Source organism: Pseudoxanthomonas sp. LARHCG66, from assembly GCF_052871755.1.
On record NZ_JBIXJW010000001.1, the window covers coordinates 297,043 to 318,808 of the forward strand.

General features: G+C 66.7%; 20 protein-coding genes and 1 tRNA gene. 3 read left to right on the top strand and 18 right to left on the bottom strand.

The window, feature by feature from the left end; all coding sequences use genetic code 11:
- Positions 1 to 5: 5 nt before the first annotated feature.
- The 10 genes from ACIPRS_RS01375 to ACIPRS_RS01420 all read right to left on the bottom strand — a co-directional run bounded on the left by ACIPRS_RS01375 (position 6) and on the right by ACIPRS_RS01420 (position 9,396).
- Entirely contained in the window at positions 6 to 1,589 is a 1,584-nt protein-coding gene (locus ACIPRS_RS01375) for a calcineurin-like phosphoesterase C-terminal domain-containing protein (protein WP_446537265.1), read from the bottom strand.
- Positions 1,590 to 1,776: 187 nt separating this feature from the next.
- Positions 1,777 to 2,388 (bottom strand): bifunctional phosphoribosyl-AMP cyclohydrolase/phosphoribosyl-ATP diphosphatase HisIE, encoded by a 612-nt coding sequence (gene hisIE / locus ACIPRS_RS01380; RefSeq protein WP_446537983.1) that lies wholly within the window; start codon positions 2,386 to 2,388, stop codon positions 1,777 to 1,779.
- Positions 2,389 to 2,392: 4 nt separating this feature from the next.
- Positions 2,393 to 3,169, bottom strand: a complete 777-nt coding sequence (hisF, locus tag ACIPRS_RS01385; protein ID WP_446537266.1) for an imidazole glycerol phosphate synthase subunit HisF — start codon at positions 3,167 to 3,169, stop codon at positions 2,393 to 2,395.
- On the bottom strand, positions 3,163 to 3,900 hold the full coding sequence (gene hisA, locus ACIPRS_RS01390) for a 1-(5-phosphoribosyl)-5-[(5-phosphoribosylamino)methylideneamino]imidazole-4-carboxamide isomerase (protein WP_446537267.1): 738 nt from the start codon (positions 3,898 to 3,900) through the stop codon (positions 3,163 to 3,165). Before hisA ends, hisF begins: the two co-directional genes overlap by 7 nt.
- Positions 3,897 to 4,496 carry an imidazole glycerol phosphate synthase subunit HisH gene (gene hisH / locus ACIPRS_RS01395; protein ID WP_446537268.1) on the bottom strand — a complete coding sequence of 200 codons (600 nt, stop codon included), beginning with the start codon at positions 4,494 to 4,496 and terminating at the stop codon, positions 3,897 to 3,899. The genes hisA and hisH overlap by 4 nt, the downstream gene beginning before the upstream one ends.
- The gene (gene hisB / locus ACIPRS_RS01400; protein WP_337730005.1) at positions 4,496 to 5,569 is read right to left on the bottom strand and encodes a bifunctional histidinol-phosphatase/imidazoleglycerol-phosphate dehydratase HisB; all 1,074 of its coding nucleotides are present in this window, start codon (positions 5,567 to 5,569) and stop codon (positions 4,496 to 4,498) included. The genes hisH and hisB overlap by 1 nt, the downstream gene beginning before the upstream one ends.
- A gap of 187 nt (positions 5,570 to 5,756) precedes the next feature.
- Positions 5,757 to 6,839: a histidinol-phosphate transaminase gene (gene hisC, locus ACIPRS_RS01405; RefSeq protein WP_446537269.1), complete on the bottom strand. Its 1,083-nt coding sequence runs from the start codon at positions 6,837 to 6,839 to the stop codon at positions 5,757 to 5,759.
- A complete protein-coding gene (gene hisD / locus ACIPRS_RS01410; RefSeq protein WP_446537270.1) occupies positions 6,836 to 8,149 on the bottom strand; it encodes a histidinol dehydrogenase in 1,314 nt (437 codons plus the stop codon). Before hisD ends, hisC begins: the two co-directional genes overlap by 4 nt.
- Complete coding sequence (gene hisG, locus ACIPRS_RS01415) at positions 8,146 to 9,060, bottom strand: ATP phosphoribosyltransferase (protein WP_446537271.1); 915 nt, start codon at positions 9,058 to 9,060, stop codon at positions 8,146 to 8,148. Before hisG ends, hisD begins: the two co-directional genes overlap by 4 nt.
- Before the next feature lie 9 nt (positions 9,061 to 9,069).
- A complete protein-coding gene (locus ACIPRS_RS01420; protein WP_337730009.1) occupies positions 9,070 to 9,396 on the bottom strand; it encodes a YerC/YecD family TrpR-related protein in 327 nt (108 codons plus the stop codon).
- A gap of 258 nt (positions 9,397 to 9,654) precedes the next feature.
- Here ACIPRS_RS01420 and ACIPRS_RS01425 point away from each other — a divergent pair, with 258 nt between their 5' ends.
- Positions 9,655 to 11,481 carry a sensor domain-containing diguanylate cyclase gene (locus tag ACIPRS_RS01425; RefSeq protein ID WP_337730010.1) on the top strand — a complete coding sequence of 609 codons (1,827 nt, stop codon included), beginning with the start codon at positions 9,655 to 9,657 and terminating at the stop codon, positions 11,479 to 11,481.
- Positions 11,482 to 11,655: 174 nt separating this feature from the next.
- Here ACIPRS_RS01425 and ACIPRS_RS01430 read toward each other — a convergent pair whose 3' ends face one another.
- Together ACIPRS_RS01430 and hisS are read right to left on the bottom strand one after the other, a co-directional pair.
- On the bottom strand, positions 11,656 to 13,545 hold the full coding sequence (locus tag ACIPRS_RS01430) for an HAL/PAL/TAL family ammonia-lyase (protein ID WP_337730011.1): 1,890 nt from the start codon (positions 13,543 to 13,545) through the stop codon (positions 11,656 to 11,658).
- A gap of 1 nt (position 13,546) precedes the next feature.
- Positions 13,547 to 14,929 carry a histidine--tRNA ligase gene (gene hisS, locus ACIPRS_RS01435; protein ID WP_446537272.1) on the bottom strand — a complete coding sequence of 461 codons (1,383 nt, stop codon included), beginning with the start codon at positions 14,927 to 14,929 and terminating at the stop codon, positions 13,547 to 13,549.
- Between the two features lie 149 nt (positions 14,930 to 15,078).
- On the opposite strand from hisS, the gene ACIPRS_RS01440 reads away from it, so the two are divergent.
- A tRNA-Pro gene (locus ACIPRS_RS01440) sits at positions 15,079 to 15,155 on the top strand.
- Between the two features lie 75 nt (positions 15,156 to 15,230).
- Here ACIPRS_RS01440 and ACIPRS_RS01445 read toward each other — a convergent pair.
- Positions 15,231 to 15,704, bottom strand: a complete 474-nt coding sequence (locus tag ACIPRS_RS01445) for a hypothetical protein (RefSeq protein ID WP_446537273.1) — start codon at positions 15,702 to 15,704, stop codon at positions 15,231 to 15,233.
- A gap of 246 nt (positions 15,705 to 15,950) precedes the next feature.
- On the opposite strand from ACIPRS_RS01445, the gene ACIPRS_RS01450 reads away from it, so the two are divergent.
- Positions 15,951 to 16,523 (top strand): hypothetical protein, encoded by a 573-nt coding sequence (locus tag ACIPRS_RS01450; protein WP_446537274.1) that lies wholly within the window; start codon positions 15,951 to 15,953, stop codon positions 16,521 to 16,523.
- 65 nt (positions 16,524 to 16,588) lie between these two features.
- Here the strand turns inward: ACIPRS_RS01450 and ACIPRS_RS01455 are convergent, their stop codons facing one another.
- The 5 genes from ACIPRS_RS01455 to ACIPRS_RS01475 all read right to left on the bottom strand — a co-directional run bounded on the left by ACIPRS_RS01455 (position 16,589) and on the right by ACIPRS_RS01475 (position 21,766).
- Positions 16,589 to 17,515, bottom strand: a complete 927-nt coding sequence (locus ACIPRS_RS01455; protein ID WP_446537275.1) for a hypothetical protein — start codon at positions 17,513 to 17,515, stop codon at positions 16,589 to 16,591.
- Positions 17,515 to 18,861, bottom strand: a complete 1,347-nt coding sequence (locus ACIPRS_RS01460; RefSeq protein WP_446537276.1) for a glycosyltransferase family 2 protein — start codon at positions 18,859 to 18,861, stop codon at positions 17,515 to 17,517. The genes ACIPRS_RS01455 and ACIPRS_RS01460 overlap by 1 nt, the downstream gene beginning before the upstream one ends.
- A gap of 192 nt (positions 18,862 to 19,053) precedes the next feature.
- Positions 19,054 to 20,334 carry a glutamate-5-semialdehyde dehydrogenase gene (locus ACIPRS_RS01465; RefSeq protein WP_446537277.1) on the bottom strand — a complete coding sequence of 427 codons (1,281 nt, stop codon included), beginning with the start codon at positions 20,332 to 20,334 and terminating at the stop codon, positions 19,054 to 19,056.
- A 34-nt stretch (positions 20,335 to 20,368) separates the two neighbouring features.
- Positions 20,369 to 21,517, bottom strand: a complete 1,149-nt coding sequence (gene proB, locus ACIPRS_RS01470; RefSeq protein ID WP_446537278.1) for a glutamate 5-kinase — start codon at positions 21,515 to 21,517, stop codon at positions 20,369 to 20,371.
- Between the two features lie 9 nt (positions 21,518 to 21,526).
- On the bottom strand, positions 21,527 to 21,766 hold the full coding sequence (locus ACIPRS_RS01475) for a YciI family protein (RefSeq protein ID WP_446537984.1): 240 nt from the start codon (positions 21,764 to 21,766) through the stop codon (positions 21,527 to 21,529).

The following is a 21,766-nucleotide window of genomic DNA, read 5'->3' on the forward strand; positions in this document are numbered from 1 at the left end:
CATGATCAGGGCTCCGCGAGCTGCAGGCGATACGACGTGCGAGCCGATCGTTCGCCGCGCCAGCGGTCAAACGCGCGCACCTCCACCGCATGTTCGCCTTCGGGCAGGTCCGTCGGCAAGGCGCCCCGCCAGAGGTGCGGGGAAGCTTCGGCCTCCGGCGAGCGGTCGTAGCCGCGCAACGCATCGGCCACGTCGTCGCGCATGTTTTCCACCAGCAGGCGCGGATCGGGCAGTTCGACGCGCTTCATCTGCTTCCATTCGCCGCCATCGATCCGGTACTCGACACGGGTCTCGGCATCCCCCATGTAGACATTGGCGAACACGCCCCATGCCGGATACGCCCCCTTCCGCAACACGCGCGGCACATGCAACCCGATGCCGCTGTCGTCCGTGCCGCGCGCCGGGTGCCACGACAGCGCGTACTCGCCACCCGCGCGCACGCGCAGCCGCGCGTAGCCATTGGGCGTGCCGTCGGCCATCGTCGTATCGGGGATGCCCTCCGCATCCTTCACTCCCGACCAGTAGGCACCGCAGGCGGCGCCGACGTTGTACTCGTGCAACGGCTGCAGTCCGTGCCAACCAGTGGAAGCGTCGTGGTACCAGTGCCGCTGCGTATGGGTGTGCCCACTGAGCAGCAGCACGTGCGGGAAATCCTCCAGCATGGCGAACAAGCGCTCGCGGTCTGCCGGACGGAAACCGCGAGCACCCGGCTCGTAGACCGGGATATGCAGACCGATCACCAGCAGCCGGTCCTTGCGCACCGTCGGCAGGTAGGCCTGCAGGAAGGCGAACTGGTCCTCGCGCAGCCCGCCGAAGTACGACGGTGTCTGGCCTGGCTGGTAGATCACGTCATCCAGGCCGATGAACGTCGCCGCCTCTTCTTCCCAGGCGAACGTGTCCGGGCCCAGGTGATGGCGGAACGTGCGCAGCGAGTCTTCGTCTCCTGCGGCGTCGAAATCCAGGTCGTGATTGCCGGGGATGAACAGCCACGGCACCTGCAGGCTCATCGTCGTGCGCAGGATCTCCGGGTACAGCGACAGATCGTCGTTGGTGACATCGCCCAGGGTCAGGCCCAGCGCCGCCCCGTGTTTCCCGACCAGGGGCTGCACGATGTCGCGCCAGTAATAGTCCACGTCCTTGACAGACGAAGTCTGGCTGTCGGCGAACAACAGCACATCGAGTTCGCCCTTCGTTGCGGCTGCCGCCTGCGGTCGAAGGCCGAAGTGCGTGCAGTCGGGCTGGCGTTGCGGGATGCCGCCATGCTTCAGCGCAGGACCGGCGTGGTACTGCAGGTTGCGCCAGCGGGCCGGCAGGCCGTCCGGCCGCGCCGCGAGGTCGTAGCCGGCCGGCTTGATGATGAAGAGGGTGCGGCCGTCCACGTAATCGAGGCTGTATTCGCCCTGCGCATCGGTGACCGCGATGTCGATACCGTTGGACACCTTGATGCCCGGCAGACCCGGCTCACCCGCATCGCGGGTCGCGTTGCCGTTGCGGTCCTCATACACCTGTCCCCCGCTGCATGGAGGCGGCAGCGCATGCGCGGGGACCGCCAACAGCGCCAGGACGAGAGCGATCAACGAAGCGCGCATGGCGACTCCAGCCGAAAAGACCGGAGGATTATGGCGCAAGCGAAGGCATCGCCGTTGTGGGAGCGACGTGAGTCGCGACGGTCATCTGACGGGGTAGCGACGTCGTGATGTCTGCAGAAAAAGCTCGCGACTTACGTCGCTCCCACGCCCGGCGGGCCACGCCGAAATTCGCAGGAACACGCGTGCCCTACGTGGACGCGTGGCGTTGGCGCAGCACGTCGACGGCCTCGGCCAGCGACAGGCCGCGTGCCCGCAGCAGGACCGTCAGGTGGTACAGCAGATCGGCGCTCTCGCCGAGCAGTGCGGTCTCGTCCTGCGCGACTGCGGCCAATGCGGTTTCCACGCCCTCCTCGCCCACCTTCTGCGCTATGCGGCGCACGCCCGCGTCGAACAGGCGCGTCGTGTAGCTGTCGACGGGTCGCTCGCGATCGCGCTGCGCCACCAGGGCCGCCAGGTCCGACAGGAACGCCGACGGCGCCGAGGGGAAGCAACTGGGCCGCTGCAGGTGGCAGGTCGGTCCCTGCGGATGCGCGAGGACCAGCAGCGTATCGTTGTCGCAATCGGCCTCCACCGAGACCAGTTCCAGCACATGGCCCGAGCTCTCGCCCTTGGTCCACAGACGCTGCTTGCTGCGGCTGAAAAAGGTCACGCGCCGGCTCGCCAGGGTGGCGTCCAGCGCCTCCCGGTTCATGTAGCCCAGCATCAGCACGCGCAGGTTTCCTGCATCCTGCACGATGACGGGCAGCAGGCCATCGCCCTTGGTCCAGTCCAGTGCCGAGGGGTCGATGTCGATCCTCATCGTTTCAGTCGCCACGCCGCACCTCGATGCCTTGCTCTGCCAACACCCTTTTCAACGCCGGGATCGCGATATGCCCGCTGTGGAACACGCTGGCGGCCAGCGCGCCATCCACGTCCGCCTGCTGGAACACATCGACGAAATGCTGCACCTCGCCCGCACCACCGGAGGCGATCAAGGGCACGCTACACACAGCGCGCACGGCCTGCAATTGCGTGATGTCGTAACCACGCCGTACGCCGTCCTGGTCCATGCAGTTCAACACGATCTCGCCGGCACCCAGCCGCTGCGCCTGCACCACCCAATCCAGCGTACGCAAGCCGGCGCCCTGCATTTTCGCAGGATCACCGGTGTAGCGGCGCACACGCCACTCGCCGTCCGCTTCCCGAATGGAATCCACGCCAACCACGACGCACTGCACGCCGAAGGCCTCGGCGAGTTCGCCGATGAGACCGGGGCGCTCCAGCGCAGGTGTGTTCACCGACACCTTGTCGGCACCGCTGTGCAGCACCCGCCGTGCCGTCTCGACGTCGCGGATGCCGCCCGCCACGCAGAACGGAATGTCAAGCAGCCGTGACACGCGCTCGATCCAGGCGTAGTCCACGGAGCGTCCCTCCGGACTCGCGCTGATATCGTAGAACACCAGTTCGTCCGCGCCTTCGTCCCGGTATCGCAACGCCAGTTCGGCGATATCGCCCATGTCGACATGGTCGCGGAACTTCACGCCCTTGACCACGCGGCCTTCGCGCACATCCAGGCAGGGAATGATGCGACGGCTCAGCATGCCAGCGCCTCGGGCAGTTCGAACCTGCCTTCCAGCAATGCCCGCCCGAGCACGATCCCGGCGCAACCGGCGGCACGTGCCCCGAAAACATCGACCACGGCGCTGACGCCACCGGACGCCTGCACCTGCAACGACGGCACGACCTGTCGCAGGTGCGCGTAGAGGTCCAGGTTCGGTCCCGTCAGCATGCCGTCGCGGGCGATGTCGGTGCACAGCAGGTGCCGCAGGCCACCCTCGGCGTAGTGCGACGCGAGTTCATCCAGTGTTTCCGATGCGGTTTCCGTCCAGCCATGCACCGGCAGGCGCCAGACCCCGCCATCGTCGCGGCGCGTGTCGAGCGCGACCATGATGCGGTCGCTGCCGAACTCGGCCAGCCAGGCCAGGACGGTATCGGGTTGGCGCACGGCCAGCGAGCCGACCACGACGCGCTGCGCGCCCGCCGCCAGGATGCGCGCCACGTCATCGCGCTGGCGCACGCCTCCCCCGGTCTGCACCTTCAGTGACGTATGTTGCGCGAGTTCGCCCAGCAGCGGTGCGAGGGTGTAGCCGCCCGCCCGCGCCGCATCCAGGTCGACGAGGTGCAGCCATTCCGCACCTTGCGCGGCGTAGCGCATCGCGACATCCAGCGGCGTGCCGTCATAGCGTGTCTCGCGCGCATAGTCGCCCTGGGCCAGCCGGACCACGCGACCTTCGCGCACATCGATGGCGGGATAAACGGTGAATCCGCTCATTGCACACCGTACTTCAGGAAATTCTCCAGCAGACGCGCGCCGACATCCGCCGACCGCTCGGGATGGAACTGGGCCCCCCCCACGTTGCCACGCTGCACGATGGCGGCGAACGGCACGCCATGCTCGCTGGAGGCCACGCAATCGGCGGTGACAGGCGCGGCGTAACTGTGGACGAAGTACGCGTGGCGGCCGTCGGCGATGTCGCGGGTCAACAGGCTTTCACGCCGCGACGCGAGCGTGTTCCAGCCCATGTGCGGCACGCGGATGCCGGGCGTGGCGGGCAGCTTGGCCACGCGGCCCGGCAGCAGGCCCAGGCAGGGCGTGTCGTCCTCTTCGGAATGCTCGAACAGAATCTGCATGCCCACGCAGACACCCAGCAAGGGCTTTTCCAGCGTCCGCAGCACATCCACCAGCGCCGATGCGCGCAAGCCGCCCATCACCTGCGCAGCCGTGCTGACGCCGGGCAGGATCACCCGGTCCGCTGCACGGATGACGTCCGCATCGGTGGTCAACTCGGGCTCCACGCCCAGGCGGTCCAGTGCGTAGCGCACCGATCCCAGGTTCGCACCGCCGGCATCGATCAGGGCGACACGCATCACAGGGCACCCTTGGTGGACGGCAGTTCCGCCCCTTCGCGCTTGACGGCCTGGCGCAACGCGCGCGCCAGCGCCTTGAACGAGGCTTCCACCTTGTGGTGGTCGTTGTCGCCCTGCACGCTCAGGTTGAGGTTCAGCCCGGAGGCATCGCAGAGCGAGCGGAAGAAGTGCGGCACCAGTTCGGTCGGCAGGTCGCCGACACGTTCGCGCCTGAATTCGCCGTTGAAGACGAAGTACGGCCGGCCACTGAAATCCAGCGCCGCGCTGGCCAGCGTCTCGTCCATCGGCAGCGTGAAGCCGTAGCGGCCGATGCCGCGCTTGTCGCCCAGTGCTTCCTTCAGGGCCTGCCCCAGCGCCAGGCCGGTGTCTTCCACCGTGTGGTGCTCGTCGATGTGCAGGTCGCCCTCCGCGCGCACGTCCAGCGCGAAACCGCCATGCTTGCCGATCTGTTCCAGCATGTGGTCGAAGAACGGCAGGCCGGTCTTCGCGACGGGCTCCGCGACGCGGTCGAGATCCACTTCGACGCGGATCCTGGTTTCCCTGGTGTTCCGCTGCACGACCGCACGACGTGGTGCGTCCGCCAACTCATGCGCAATGCCGGCCCAGTCCCACTCGCCCCCGAACTGCGCCGTCTTCAACTGGAACCCGCGGATCTTCAGATTGTCGGCGAACTGGATGTCCGTCGGCCGATCGCCGACCATGCCCGACCGCGACCAGTCGATGCCACGGTCCTGCAGATAAGGAACCATCAGGCCGATGCCGGGCTTGCGGGTGGGCTTGTTCTCGTGCGGCCAGCTTTCATCGATCAGCACGTCGCGGAAGCGGATGCCCTGGCTTTCGAACACCTGCATCATCAACGCCTGCGGACCGTCGAAGCTGGCGCGCGGATACTGCTCGCTGCCCAGTCCGTCCTGGTTGCTGACGATGACGAACTGGTAGCCGGCGTCGCGCAGCTTCAGCAGCGCGGGAATGACACCGGCGACGAAGCGGACCTTCTCGTACGCATCGATCTGGAAGTCTTCCGGCTCTTCGATGAGGGTGCCGTCGCGGTCGATGAAAAGGATCGGCGTCATGGCACGGCCTCTGCAGGAGGGGCTTCAGCCCGCGCCCCGATAGCGCTGCCATACCCAGGACGATAAACGCGTCGCAGCGCGCCCATATCCGAAACAGCCAGATTGCTGACTGTCCCTGCGGGCAATTCGATCGAGGCCGAAGCATCCCTAACAGGGACGGCCCGGGGGGCAGTGACAGACGGAAAAATCATGCGGCCACCTCCTGCATGTTCAACGCCGACAGCACGCGATCGTTCTGCTCCGGGGAACCGATGGTGATGCGCAACGCATCGCCGAGTTGCGGGGCCGCGCGCTGGTCGCGCACCACGACCCCCGCAGCCAGCAAGGCGCGGAATGCGCCCTCGGCATCGCTGAAGCGCGCCAGCAGGTAATTGCCCTGCGAGGGGTAGACATGGCGCACGCCGGGTATCCGGGCCAGCGCGTACAGCAGCCGCTCGCGCTCACGACGCACGACGGCGACCCGTTCCCGCGTCTGCGCGACCGCCGCATCGGACAGTCCCTCCAGCGCCAGATCGGCACAGGGTGTCGGCACGGGATACGGTGCCTGGCAGCGCTGCAGCACGGTGATCAGCTCCGCACCGCCGATCACCACTCCGATGCGTGCAGCCGCCAGTGCATGCGCTTTCGACAGCGTCCGCAGTACGGCGACGTTGGCATGCGCGTCCAGCAGCGTGGTCGCGGACGCGCCGTCGGCGAACTCGGCGTAGGCCTCGTCCACCACCACCAGCGCTCGCCCATCCAGCGCACGCGCCAATGCCGCGACGCCCTGCAGCGGAATGACCGAGCCCGCCGGGTTCGACGGCGAGCACAGGAACACCAGCTTCGCGCCCTGCGCCAGCGCCGCATCGCGGATCGCGTCCAGGTCGGCAGCGAGGCCGGCCTCGTGGTCGACCAGTGGAATCTCGACGATGCGCGCCCCTTGCAGGCGTGCGCAGACCACATACATGCCGAACACCGGCGGCGTCACCACGATGGCGTCCTGCCCCGGCACGCACAGTGCCCGCACCAGCAGGTCGATGGCTTCATCGCTGCCGCGCCCGACCAGCAATTGTTCCGGCGCCACGCCATAGAGCTGCGCAAGCCGCGCGCGCAGGGCCGGCGGCTGCGGCTCCGGATACCGGCGGCTGCGACCCTCTCCGTCCGCAGGGTTTGCCCATGCGGACTCGTTGGCGTTCAACCATATGTCGCCGCGCACGGATTCACTGCGCGCAGACTTGTAGCCGGCGAACCCGCGCAGGTCCGGACGCACCAGGGAACCGACGCCGCTCATGCGGCCGCCCTGCGCAGACGGATCGCGACGGCATGGGCGTGCGCGTCCAGCCCTTCCGCGCGCGCGAGCGTCAACGCGCAGTCGCCGATGGCGGCAATGCCGGCACGGCTGGCGGACTGCACGCTGACGAAGTTCTGGAAGCTGGCGACGCTGACGCCGCTGTAGGCCCGTGCCGCGCCCGCAGTGGGCAGCACATGGTTGGTGCCGCTGCAGTAGTCGCCCAGTGCCTCCGGCGTGTAGTCGCCGAGGAACACGGAGCCTGCGGCCTCGACCTGGTCCAGCCAGGCACGCGGCTCGCGCAGCGCCACGATCAGGTGTTCCGGTGCGTAGCGATTGCTGATGGCGAAGGCATCCTCCAGCGAGGACACCTTCACCAGCCGCGACGACGACAGCGCCTGCCGCGCGATGTCGGCGCGATCCAGCATCACGAGTTGCGATTCCAGCTCCGCCTGCACTCGCTCGATCAAGCCATCGTCATCGGACAGCAGCAGCACCTGCGAATCCGGACCGTGTTCCGCCTGCGACAGCAGGTCGGCGGCGACGAAGGCCGCATCGGCGCCTGCATCGGCGATCACCAGCACTTCGGACGGCCCCGCAGGCATGTCGATGGCGGCCGCACCGCCCTGCGCGACCTGTTGCTTCGCCTCGGTGACATAGCTGTTGCCGGGGCCGAACAACTTGTCGCACTTGGGCACACTGCCCGTGCCGAATGCCATCGCGGCGATCGCCTGCGCGCCACCAAGCTTGAAGACGCGGCGCACGCCGGTCAGCTGCGCAGCCACCAGCACCGCCGGATCAGCGGTGCCGTCCTTGCGCGGCGGCGTGCACAGCACCACGTCACGGCAGCCAGCCAGACGCGATGGAACGCCCAGCATCAGCGCCGTGGAAGGCAAGGGTGCGCTGCCCGCCGGGACATACAGGCCGACCCGGGGAATCGGGCGGATCACCCGCTCGCAAACCACGCCCGGTGCGGTTTCGACAGCGTACGGTTGCGCCATGCCGGCACGGTGGAAGGCTTCGATGCGTCCGGCCGCATCCTGCATTGCCTCGCGCAGGTCGGCGGGCACGGCAGTGTGCGCGGCGGCGAACTCTTCTTCGCTGACGTCGAATGCCGTGAGCTCCACGCCATCGAAGCGCAGGGTCACTTCGCGCAACGCCACGTCGCCGCGCGCCTGCACGTCGGCCAGCAGGCCGGCGACCGCATCCCGCGTGCGCTGGGCCACGGCCTGAGCCGGGCGCGCCAGCAATGCGGCGCGGGAGGTTTCGTCCAGTGCGTCCCAATCGTAGCGGGTGGCAAGCGACGCACTCATGCCAGCGACCTCTCGACCGACAGCACCATCAGGCCCTGTGCGCCCGCACGTTGCAGCTCCTCCAGCCGCTGCCAGGTCACTGCGCCGTGGCACATCGCCTGCAGCGATACAGGTCCCTCCTCGCCGCCGGGCAGCGTGACCAGGCCCTCGCTGTCGGTCAGCAGGCGCGACAGGGCCGGCACCGTTTCGCGCTCGGCGCGGAACATCAGCAGCTTGCTGTCCTTGAGCTTCAGGACACCATCGAGCCGGCGCAACAGCATGTCGGCCAGGCCCGCGCGGGCATCGTCGAACTCGCGCGCAGGACCGGCAAGTACGGCTTCGCTCTCGAGCAGGGTCTCCACCGGCTTGAGCTGGTTCGCCGCCAGGGTGGCGCCGCTTGAAACCAGGTCGCAGATCAGGTCCGCGGTGCCCAGCTTCGGTGCGATCTCGACCGAACCGGAAAGCTCCACCACGGCCGCGTCGATGCCGCACGCCTGCAACCACTGGCGCAGAACCGATGGATAGCTGGTGGCGATGCGCAGGCCCTGCAGTTGCTGCGGGCCCACCCATTCCCAGCTGTCGGGTATCGCCAGCATCAGGCGGCAACTGCCGAAGCCGAGCGGGCGCAGTTCGCGATAGGCCTGCGGCATGCCGTTCAACGCGCGCTCGCCGGCCTGTTCATCGAGCTCGTTGCGCCCGACGATGCCGAAGTCGCACACGCCGTCGGCGATCAGCCCGGGAATGTCGTCGTCTCGGACCAGCAGCAGGTCCACGGGCAGCGACTCGCCGTAGCAGAAGAGCTTGTCGCGGCTTTCGCGCCAGCTCAGGCCGCAGGCGGCCAGCAGCGTGCGCGCGGGCTCGGCCAGCCGCCCGCTCTTCTGGATGGCGATGCGCAGGCGCTCACGCGTCGCGGGAGTGAGGGAGGGACTCATTCTGGAAACTCAGTGGGAGGCGGCTGCCGTCCCGCTCTGCTGGCGCTGCATGGCGGCGGCGTAACCGCCGGCACCCCGCTCCAGCGTGCGGGCGACGCGGCCTATGGTGGTCACGCTGACCTGGGTGAGATCGTGGATTTCCCGGTACGGCACGCCCTTGAGCAGCAGCGGCACCACCCGCCAGCGGTCGGACATGGCCTCCAGCTCGGCCGGGGTGCAGAGGTCCTCCAGGAACGCACGCACTTCTCCGGCCTGGCTCAAGGCAGCCAGGGCCTCGGAAAGCGCCTGCAACGGCGCATCGTCCGGGGATTCTTCGTGGGGGGAGCGGCGCTTCATGGGGCGGGCGGTACCGGTGGACGTGGAAAGGATATTGAGCTGATGTATTAATGCGCTAATACATTAACGCGCGAAGTCAGTCGCCGTCAACCGGGGCCTGTCTGGAACGTCCCCCGCTTTCCGTTGGGATAGGCATCGCCGCATCAAGAGGCCCGGAATGGACTGGAGCGGACAGGGACGATGAGTACACTGCCAAGGACGCCGGACGGCTGCCGCGGGAAGAGCGACGGCACTGAGGGCACCCGGGGGGGAACGGGCATGCGGGCACCAGGGAACACGATTGCATCGCGCTGCCGGCTGGCGATATGCGCGCTGCTGCTCGCGTGCTGGCCGATCGTCACGGCCGCTTCGGCGCCCGCACGCATCGGCCCGGACAGCACCTACCTCCCGCTCGCCCCGCAGACCACCTACCTGCACGATGCCAGCGGTACCGCAACCGTCGACGATGCGTTGTTGCAGGCCGCCGCAGGCGGTTTCGCCCCACTCCCGAATGGTGATGCCTCGTTCGGCTTCCAGACCGGCGCCTTCTGGTTCCGGGTGAACGTCGAGAACACCAACCCGCGCGAACAGCGCTGGCTGCTGGTGCAGCAGTACGCGCTGAGCGACCGCATCGATGTGTATGCGCGCTATCCCGACGGGCGCACCGTGCACCACATCGGCGGCGACACCTTCCCGTTCGAGCAACGCAGCATCCGCTACCGCCATCCCAACTTCTGGCTCGACCTGCCCACCGGGCAGCAGGTCGACCTGCTCGTCCGCGTGCAGAGCCAGAGCTCGATGCAGGTCCCGCTGTTCCTCTACACGCCTGCCGCCTTCGCCGAACTGTCGCGCGACGGGCAACTGGGCATCGGCATCTACTACGGCATCCTGCTGGCGTTGTTCTTCTACAACCTGGTGTTGTGGCTGGTACTGCGCGACGGCAGTTACTTCTGGTATCTCTTCCACATCAGCGCGTTCGGCCTGGTGCTGTTCACCCTCAACGGACTGGGCTTCGAATACCTGTGGCCCCATTCCACGTGGCTGGCCGACAAGTCGGTGCCGCTCTCGGTGTGCCTGGCGCAGATCGGCATGCAGCAGTTCTCGCGCACCTTCCTCGACCTCAATACGCGATGGCGGCTGGGCGACCGCATCAGCAAGGCGATCATCGCCTTCTTCGTGCTGCTCGGCATCGCCGCCACCCAGCTTCCCTACCACGTGGCGACACCGATCGCGTCCGCAGCGGTGTTCCCCAGCATCGTATGGATCGCGGTGATCACGCTGGTGGTGGTGCGCAGTGGCTACCGGCCCGCCAAGGTGTTCCTGCTCGCATGGGCGATGTTCCTGCTGGGCACGGGCATCTTCGTGGCCCTCGCCTTCGGCCTGCTGCCGAAGCGGTTCATCACCGAGTACGGGGTGCAGATCGGCTCGGCGCTGGAAATGCTGCTGCTCTCGGTTGCCCTGGGCTATCGGTACGCCGCCCTGCGCAACGAGAACGAGCGCATCGTGCGGGACGCGAAGAACTCGCTGGAAGAACAGGTGGTATCGCGTACCGCCGAGCTCCGCCAGACGATGTCCGAACTCGAGACCGCCCATCACCGACTGCGCGAATCCAGCCGGCTCGACGGCCTGACCGACCTCTACAACCGCACCCATTTCCGCGAGGCGTTCGAGCACCTGCTGTCGCAGTCGCGCAACTCGCAGCGCCCCATCTCGCTGCTGATGATCGACCTGGACTACTTCAAGCGCATCAACGACACGTACGGCCACCTGGTCGGCGACGACTGCCTGCGCTGCACATCGAACACCCTGGCCGAAACCCTGCGCCCGCATGGCGCGCTGCTGGCCCGTTTCGGCGGCGAGGAGTTCATCGCCGCCCTGCCCGGCATGGGCCTGGGGGAAGCCAGCGTGGTGGCGGAGGAACTGCGCCAGGCGTTGCGAGCGCAGCCGTGCCGCAGCGGCGACCTGGAAATCGCCGTTTCCGCCAGCATCGGCGTGCATTGCGTGGACCTGGAAGCGCGCGACAGCCTGGAGTCGGCACTGCAGGTCGCAGACCAGGCGCTGTACGCGGCGAAGGCCGAGGGGCGGGACTGCGTGCGGACGTTGTGAGATAGCCGCTCCACCGTGTAGGAGCGACGTGAGTCGCGACCGTGGCCCCCAAGAGCACGGGCACGGCATTGGACCGTTGAAACAGAGCGCCTTACGCGCATCTGCTGCCCTGTCATCAGGGCAGCATCATTCGTACGGTCGCGACTTACGTCGCTCCTACAACACGGGAACCGTTCAGCGGTTCCGCATCGCCGCCAGGATCTCTCCGGACTCCACCAGGCGCACGGCAGTGGCCACTTCGCCATCGAGTGCACGGTCGCGCTCGAGGAACGGGATCTTCGCGCGGATCGCCGCGTGCGCGGCTGCGACGGCATGGCCTGGATGGAACGCGTCGCTGGCCGCCAGCGCGGCGCGCAGGGCATCGACTTCGGCCAGGAAGGCATCGCGCCCTTCGGCGCCCGCCTGCGGGCCGCCCGACACCTTCATCGCCAGCCCCTCGGCATCGGTGCGATCCGACAACGCGCGAGCCGCATTGATCATGTCACGGCGCAGATCCAGCGCCTGCGCGGCGGTGTACAGCTCCAGCGCCAGCACCTTGCCCAGGTCCTGCACCATGGCCAGCACGTGGCGCGCCTCGTTGGCGCCCATCGATACATGGTCCTCGGCATTCGCACTGGTGGGCACGGAAAACACGCTGGCCGGATGCGCGCGGCTGGCCAGGTCGTTGACGATGGCCGCAGCGGTGTACTGCACGATCATGTGGCCCGATTCGGTGCCGTCCTCGTTGCCGATCAGGAACGCCGGCAACCCATCATTGGTGGCCGGATCGACCAGCTTGTTGAGCCGTCGTTCGGAGATGGACGCGAGCGTCGGGATCGCCGCCTTCACATAGCTCATCGCCAGCGCCAGCGGCATGCCATGGAAGTGGCCGGCGGAGATCACCTGTTCCTCCACGTGGTCGGCTTCCCTGTCGGGGAACACCAGCGGGTTGTCGGTGACCGCGTTGAGCTCGATCTCCAGCACGCGCTTGGCCTGCTCGACGGCATCACGCACGGCGCCATGCACCTGCGGGATGCAGCGCAGCGAATAGCTGTCCTGGGGCTGGTGCTTCTTGCCGCCGCGGAATGGCATGAAACGCCGATAGAACTTCTCGCGACCATGGCGCTGGTCGGTCGGCACCCAGTCCCAGCCGATGTCGAAACGCAGCGCCTGCGCCTCTTCGGTATCCCAGCTGCGCGGAAGCCACGGACGGAACTTCGGTACCAGGTGATAGGGAATGTCGGCCAGCGTCGAGCCCTCGAGCAGATCGCGCAGGCGGGCGGCCACATGCACCTGGCCCGGATGCGGACGCAGCGCATGGACCTCTGCGGCGAACGCGCCGAGCCGGCCCGCGAAGGCATCGATCGTCATGGCTGCAGCCAGATCGGCGGTGTCCAGCAGGTTGTCCAGGCGATAGGTCGCCAGCACGCCCATCGCCAGCATCTGCGCGGTGCCGTTGTTCAGCGCCAGACCTTCCTTGTACGACAGCGAGACCGGCGACAGCCCGGCGCGCCTCAATGCATCCGCACCCGCGATGCGCTCGCCCTCGTAGAACGCCTCGCCACCGCCCAGCAGCACGATGGCGAGATGCGACAGCGGCGCCAGGTCGCCGGACGCGCCGACCGAACCCAGCGATGGCACCACCGGCACGATGCCGGCATTGAGCATCGCGGCAAGCGCCTGCAGCGTCTCGACGCGGATGCCGGAATGGCCTTTCAACAACGTGTTGATGCGGATGCCGAGCATGGCGCGGACGATCTCCGGCGCCATCGGTTCGCCCACGCACACGGCATGGGTGACGATCAGGTTGTACTGCAGTTCTTCGTGCAGCGAGCGCCCGGACTTCACCGCGCCCGGCAGTTCGTCGCGCAGCGGATGCGCTCCGAGCAGCTTGTCGGCGTTGCTGCCGAAGCCGGTCGATACGCCGTAGATCGGCTCTTCGCGGCGGACCTGTTCGGCCAGGAAGTCGGCCGCGCGCGCGACGTCCTTCAATGCCCCCTTGTCCAACTCGACACTGGCACCGAACGCGATCTCGACCAGCCGGTCGCGGGTGAGTGATTTGCCATCCAGCAGGATCGGCTTCATGTCAGCGCCCCGCCAATACGCGTGCCTGCTCAAGCTCCACCTTGAGGCTGCTGGCAAGCTCTTCGCGCTTCACTTCGAACTGCTGCTCGCGCAACAGGTCCTTGACGGTCACCGCGCCACGCGTCAGTTCGTCCTCGCCGGCCAGCACCACGAAGCGGATGCCCGCGCGCGAGGCGTACTGGAACTGCTTGGCCAGCTTGCGGCCCTCCATCTGCACTTCGGTGTTGATGCCGGCCGCGCGCAGGCGGCGGGCAATATCGAGCGACTCGGCCAGCTGCCCATCGTCCATCAGCGCGACCATGGCCTGCACGCTGCTCTCGTCGCTGCCGGCGATCAGGCCGGCCTCGCGCAGCTGCCAGAACAGGCGCGTCAGGCCGATCGAGATGCCCACGCCGGGCAGCTTCGACTTGGTGTAGTGGCTGGCCAGATCCTCGTAGCGGCCACCCGAGCAGATCGAGCCGATCTGCGGATAGCCGTCCAGCTGGGTCTCGTAGACCGTGCCGGTGTAGTAGTCCAGGCCACGGGCGATGGAGAAGTTCAGGCAGTACGCCTCTTCCGGCACGCCGAGCGCCCTGACCAGTTCCAGCACCTCGCGCAGTTCGGCGATGCCCTGGTTGAAGATCTCGCTGCCCTGCCCCAGCGCGTCCAGACGCACCAGCGCGTCGGCATGACCGGTGCTGCGCACGGCGACGAAGTCGAGGATGCGGTCCACGCCCTCGGCCGACATGCCGAAGCCTTCGCCGGTCAGTGTCTCGCGCACGTAGTCGGCGCCGCGCTTGTCCAGTTTGTCGACTTCACGCAGCACCAGTGCCTGTTGCTCGCTGTCGGTGACGCCCTGCGCCTCGAAGAAGCCGCGCATCAGCTTGCGGTTGTTCAGCTGGATGGTGAAGTCGCCGATGCCCAGCTCACTGAAGACGGCATGGATCACCGCCAGGATCTCGGCGTCGAAGCGCACGCTCAGCGCGTCCTTGCCGATCACGTCGATATCGCACTGGTAGAACTCGCGGAAGCGGCCGCGCTGCTGGCGTTCGCCGCGGTAGACGCGCTGGATCTGGTAGCGGCGGAACGGAAACGTCAGTTCGTGCTCGTGTTCGGCCACGTAGCGGGCCAGCGGCACGGTCAGGTCGAAGCGCAGGGCCAGTTCGGGCAGGCCCTCGCCTTCCTTCGCCAGCGCACCGGTCGACTGCACGAAGTACACCTGGCGCTCGGTCTCGCCGCCGGACTTGGTCAGCAGCGTCTCGGACAGCTCGAACACCGGCGTTTCCACCGGCAGGAAGCCGAAGCGCTCGTAGTTCCGGCGGATGGTGTCCAGCATGCGCTGGAAGGCGATCTGTTCGCGCGGGAGCAGTTCCATCACTCCGGGCGGCGTACGGGGCTTGATCAAGCGGGCAACTCCGACATGCGTAGACCGGGCATTTTACGGGTCCGGCGCCATCGGCCGCAGCCTTCCGGCTGTGCGGGCCCGGCCGGGGCGGAAAGTCGGCTCCGGGTCTTGCCGGGACCGGGGCCGTTCACTACAATGGCGCGCTCAGTCGGGGTGTAGCTCAGTCTGGTAGAGCGCTACGTTCGGGACGTAGAGGTCGCAGGTTCGAATCCTGTCTCCCCGACCAATAGATTCAAGGATTTACGACAAAACCGCCCTAGTGGCGGTTTTTTCGTAAGTGCACGGTAAGTGCAACAGCAGCCTAGGCTGCCCAAGCCACCAGCAGACGCATTAGCCTGATCACGAAAGCCGAAATGATAAGGATCCATGCAGACAGCAATGGAGCCAGAATGCAGAACATCGCGGCGCGCCACCACTTCCTGTAGCTGCGCACGAATTGCTGCAACCCCACGCGCATTTCCCCTGCCGCAGCCAAGTAGGCTTCTACGCTCGGAATCGCCTCACCTAAAGTGATGGCCTGCGCCATGTTCATCATTAGACGTTGCCGGAAGAGGAACGCAAACGCCTCCCAAGCTGTGTAAAAGCCTAGCGATACGGTAAGTAGCAGGCCCGCCAGCACCCACACGCCAGGGTTCGCTATGTCCTTGGCTTGATCCCATAAAACGAAAAAGCCCGCATAAGCCACCACAACCAAGCCCTGCACATAGCCGTGCCCGTGGTTGAACATGTCGGCGTTGGTCTCGCGCTGGTACTGAAAGAACTCTTTGTCGTCCATCGCACCCCTCCCAAGGTTACGACCAGCATACCCGCCGACATATCCCAATACTCGAGCAAGCCCTACATAGCCACGCGGGGTATGCCGATGCCGGCCATAGGGCCGCGTGGACATCCTGCAACCACGGCAACGGACGCACCAATGGTTATCCACCGTCCGGGCCTTGTCAGGAATGGCAGCGCTGCCCTCCTTCCATCTCCCCGCTAGCCGTGTAACGTATCCGCTACAGGGAGGACTCTTAGGAAGATGACCCGTCCCGAGTGGAAGGATCTGAAGTTCCTCAACCCAACGCAGCTGCTGCTTGGGCTAGATAGTCTTTTCGCAGACGCAGGACTTCATAAGTACAGGAATCCGGCTGATCTTCTCCAGCACCGAGATGTCAGAGAGATAGCAGAAGACAGGCGCTGCGCAATCTTTTGCCACGGCGCGAGCCAAGCACTGGGAACAAAAATTCTATTTGCCCCCTTCGAAAGCTCGGACTACGACTATGTGGGCGCGTTCTCTTATGGAGGACGCGTCCACCAGTTTCCGATTCAGCTTAAGCAGGTCGCGCCCAGCCGTCTCAACCCGCGAAGCACTATCTCAAAAGAGATCGCCAAGCTGAGGAAGTACGTCGACTCGCATGACCTGATTGTCGCTATGCATATCAATCAGAGTGTCCACTTGAAGCCTTCAGACATAGACGTGTCCGGGCTACACATAAAAGAGCTTTGGCTGTTTAGCAAACTCAGTAGCGATCCCAAGCAATGGCTACTTCTCGGGAATCTTATGGGAGCGAATCCCATTGCATACTCTTTTCAACTTCCAATGCCTGACTAGAGGTGCTACGTGTGGACCGGCCAGCCTTTCGTAGACACCTGCAAGCCTGACGATGTAACGGCCAATCAGAACGCCACAAACGCCTGCAACCGCAGATACCGGTACGAATAGCTGTCCGTCCCCGTATCCGTCAGCACCGGCGTATCCGTGTACCCCGCATCAAGCCGCAGCCACGCATCCTTCCAGCGCGGCGTCTCCACACCCACTTCCAGCATGCGCGCCCGCTTGGACGTATCGCCCGCGCTGCGTTGCCGGCCCAGGCCCGCGCGCGCCGTGTACTGGTAACCGCCCACATGCCGGCGCCAGCCCACCACGCCCAGCGCCTCGCCATACCAGCGCGGCGAATAGTAGTCCGCCTCGCGCGGCTCGCTGTTGCGGTAGTAGCGCGTGCGCAGCTGCAGACTGACGCCCTGCTCCGGCGCCAGCGCGAACACCACGTTGCCGCGCAGATGCGTGCGCAGGTTGTCGCCCACGCCGAAGTCCTGCAGACCGGCCACGCCGCTGGCCGACCACCGCTCGCCCATCGGCACATCGATGCCCGCGCCCGCGAAGGTTTGCACCCAGCCCTGCGCGACGCCGTTGCGCGTCTCCAGCACATCGCGTTCGATGAAGAACTCCTTGCGGTACGCATCGCGGCTGTGGATCGAGGCACGGCCGATCAGGTCGTCCCCGTTCGTGCCCACATCACCATCCCACCGCCACCGCTCGCCCGCATCGCCCGCGCCACTGACGAACACGCGATCCTGGTCGTCGCGCCAGCCACGCCCGGAAAAGCGTGCGTGCTCCACCTTCACGCCCCACCAGTGCTCGATGTCGCGGTGGTCCACGTCCCAACCCACCGCCAGCTTGCGGGCCTCGTTGCCGTCCGCATCCGAACCCACCCACAGATCGGTGCGCACGGCCTGCTTGTTCCCGTCGGTTTCCGTCTGCGCCAGCGCAGCAGGCGCCGTGGCGGCCAGCGCCAACGCGGCGCTCAGGAGATAGGGCTTCATCACTTGGTCCCCCAGGTCTTGCGCAGGCGCAGCAGTTCGGCGGCGTAACCCATCACGCACACCGGCTGCAGGATCATGGTGTAGGCCAGCGTGTAGAACACGAAGCCGGAGATGTTCCGCCGCACCCGCAGGTCCTGGCTTTTGAACATGCGCGACTGCACGCGGAAGATGACGATGTTCCAGAGCGCCGCCAGCGGCAGCACCAGCAGCGTCATGATGCCGGCGATCCAGTAGTAGCCGAAGAAGGCCAGCACGATGCCCGGAATGAAGGCGAACGTGTACACCAGGTCCAGCGGCAGGAACAGCAGGTTCCACCAGATGAACAGCGTGGTCATACGCGGCTTCACCAGCAAGCGGCCGTGGCGCGCGAACGCTTCCATCAGGCCGCGCGACCAGCGCTGCCGCTGGCGGGCGAACTGCCCCACCTTCGTCGGCACCTTGGTGAACAGGCAGGCTTCCTCGCAGTAGCCGATGCGCGCGCCGGTCTCCAGCAGCGCCCACGACACCACGATGTCTTCGCCGACGCATTCGGGCCAGCCGCCCACGCCTTCCAGCGATTCGCGGGTATAGAGCGAAAACGCGCCCTGCGCCACCAGCGTGCCGTGGTACATGCTCTGCATGCGCTTCACCGCGGCGATGCCGTGGAAGTAGTCCCACTCCTGGCTACGGGTCAGCCAGTTCTCGCGCGAATTGCGCACCAGCACCGCGCCGGCCACGGCCACCGTGCCGGGCGGATCGGACAGGAAGCGCTCGACCAGCTTGCGCAGCGCATCGGCGCGCAGGTAGGAGTCGCCGTCCACGGTCACCACCAGCGCCTGGCGGGTCTCTGCGAGCCCCCGGTTCAGCGCCTTGGACTTGCCGCCGTTCTTCGGCTGCGCCAGCACGCGGATCTGCAACCCGGGGCGACCGAGCTGCGCTGCCATCGCGCGGGCGATGGCAAGGCTGTCGTCGGTCGAGCCGTCATCGATCACCACCACTTCCATGTTGCCGGGATAGTCCTGGCGGGCGAGGCTGGTGAGCGTATCGGCGATGTTCTCGCTCTCGTTGTAGCTGGCGACCAGCACGCAGACGTCCGGCAGGCGGTCGTACTTGCGCAGCATCGGGCGGCGGTCGGACAGGATGGAGCCGATCAGGAAGGCATTCATGAAGCCCGGCACGTACGCGATGAACGCGATCACGAACAGGGCCAGCCCGAAGCCCAGCGGCTTGGAGAGTTCTGACAGCCAGGGCTGGGACAACTTCACCGACACCGCCGCCCAGGCTAGCGACACCAGCAGGATGAGGGTGTACTTGAACCGGATCGGCACATAGAAGCGCCGCCGCGCAGGCGCGGCGCTTGCCGGCATCCACTGCTCCGAGACGGGTTCCGGGAGGGACGTGTCCGGGGGCGGGAGGGAAGTCTTGACGTCGTACATGGGGGGGCTGCATCGACAGGAGGCTCCCCCATGACGCAATTGTCGTGCCACATGTCACGTTACTGGATAACGGGCTTTTAACTCACTTTTGAGGCGCACATCACATTTTTATGACGTTTCGCGTCACTTTTTGCCCTGCGCCGCGACAAGCAGGTCCGGGTGCCGGACCTGGCCCTCGCCCTTCACCACGAAACGTTCGATGGTGAGCGCTTCCAGCCCCATGGGCCCATAGGAATGCAGGCGGGTGGTCGAGATGCCGATCTCCGCGCCCAGCCCGAGTTCGCCCCCATCGGAGAAGCGCGACGAGGCATTGACCATCACCACAGCAGACCGCAGCGCGTTGAGGAACCGCTCCGCGTGTGCGGGATCGCGGGTCACGATGACTTCTGTGTGATCGGAGGTATGGCGGCGGATGTGGGCAATGGCGGCCTCCAGGTCGTCGACCACGCCAACCGCGATCACCAGGTCGAGGAATTCGGCGGCGAAGTCCTCCTCGGTCGCCGGCAATGCATCCGGTACCCACGTCCGCCCGCGTTCGTCCACCCGCACCTCCACGCCCCGCCCGCGCAGCGCGGCGACGGCGCGGGGCAGGAACGTCGGCGCGAGATCGCGATGGACCAGCAGCGTCTCCAGCGAATTGCATGCCGACGGGCGGGACGCCTTGCCATCCAGCAGCAGGTTCAGCGCCAGATCCTCGTCCGCGCCAGCATCCACGTACTGGTGGCAGACCCCCTTGTAGTGCTTGATCACCGGTACGCGCGCGTGTTCGGCGACGAAGCGGATCAACCCCTCGCCCCCGCGCGGAATCACCAGGTCGACGATGTCGTTCAACTGGATCAGTTCCAGGATGGTCTCCCGGCGCAGGTCTTCGACCAGGGTCAGTACGGCCTCGGGCAACCCGGCCTCGCGCAGTGCGCGCTTGAGCGCCGCCGCAATGGCGGTGTTCGAGTGGATGGCTTCCGATCCGCCACGCAGGATCACGGCGTTACCCGCCTTCAGGCATAAAGCGGCGGCATCGGCGGTGACGTTCGGACGTGCCTCGTAGATCATCGCGATCACGCCCAGCGGCACGCGTACGCGTTCGACATGGATGCCGTTCGGCCGGTCGTAAGCACGGGTGACCTGCCCGACCGGATCCGGCAGTCCGGCCACGTCGCGCACGGCAGAGGCGATTCCGTGCAGGCGTTGCGCATCCAGGCGCAACCGGTCGAGCATGGCACTGCCGACACCCTTCGCTTCCGCCGCCGCGATGTCGCGCGCATTGGCGGCCAGGATGATCGCCTCGTCTGCCAGCAGCGCATCTGCCATCGCGTGCAGCAAGGCGTTCCTGGACGCGGAGGACAACGTGGCGATGGCCTGCGACGCATCGCGGCATTGCATGGCCAGGGTCTTGATGTCGGTCATGCGACCTCCTTGCGGGCTCTTCGACGCATACGCTTCACAGCAGCACCAGATCGTCGCGATGCACGACGTTTTCGCCATAGGTATAGCCGAGTATGGCCTCGATATCGCGCGAGTGGCGGCGCGCGATGCGGCGCACATCCACGGCGGAATACTGGCTGACGCCACGCGCGATGCGCCGGTCGCCATCATCGCCGCGCAGGACGAGCTCGACCATGTCGCCTCGCCGGAAATCACCCTCGGCGGTAGCCACGCCTCCCGGCAGCAGCGACGCGCCTTTCTGCACCATTGCGTTGGCCGCGCCTGCATCGACCACGATGGCGCCCGCCTCCACCGGCACATTGCGCAGCCAGTACTTGCGTGCAGCCAGCCGATTCTGCGCGGGTCGGAAACGCGTACCGACCAGTGCACCGCGTTCCAACGCCGCCACGGTACCGGCCTGCGTGCCGTTGAACAGGAACGTCTCGATGCCCGCCGCCGCCGCCTTGGCTGCAGCCTCCAGTTTGGTATGCATGCCGCCGGTGCCCACGCCACTTCCGGCTCCTCCCGCCATGGCGAAGAAGTCGGGGGTCAACGCCTCGACGTCGAGGATCGGCCGCGCTTCAGTGTGGGTGCGGGGGTTCGCGGTATAGAAGCCATCGATGTCGGTGGCGATGAACAGCGCATCCGCATCGATCAGGGCGGCGACGACGGCCGCCAGGTTGTCGTTGTCGCCAAGCTTCAGTTCGTCCACCGATACGGTGTCGTTCTCGTTGATCACCGGCAGCGCGCCCAGCGCCAGCAATTCCTGCAGCGTGGCGCGCGCGTTGAGATAACGGCGACGATTGCGCAGGTCGTCGTGGGTCAGCAGCACCTGCGCCACCGGCCTGTCGAAGAAGCGCTGCCACAAGGCGATCAACCGCGCCTGCCCCAGCGCCGCCAGCGCCTGCCGTTCGGCCATCGCAGCGCCTGCGCGCGGCTTGCGGTTCAGCAACCCGCGCCCGGCGGCGACCGCTCCCGATGACACGATCACCACTTCCCTGCCCGCCGCGATGCTCGACGACACGAACTGCGCCAGGCTGAGGGCGTGACGCGGGCTGAGCCCTTCGCCTTCCGCGGCCAGCAGACTGCTGCCGACCTTGAGCACGGCGCGCCGCCAGGCCGGCAACGGTTGTTCTGCGAACGGAAGCGGCGTGGCGTGGTTCATCGTGTCAGCTCAGCGTGTATTCCATTCGTGGACGGTGAGATCGGACGTGCCGGTCAGCGCCAGGGGATCGCGTGCGGCGATCGCGCGCGCATCCTCCAGCGACGCCACGTTCACCAGCACGTACGTCCCGCCGGTCCTGTCGCTGAACCCGCCCGTCATCTCCAGTTGTCCTGCAGCGCGCAGCGCGTCCAGGAAGGCGAGATGCGGCGCGATGACGGATTCGTCGAAGGACGGCCGCCGCATGGCCAT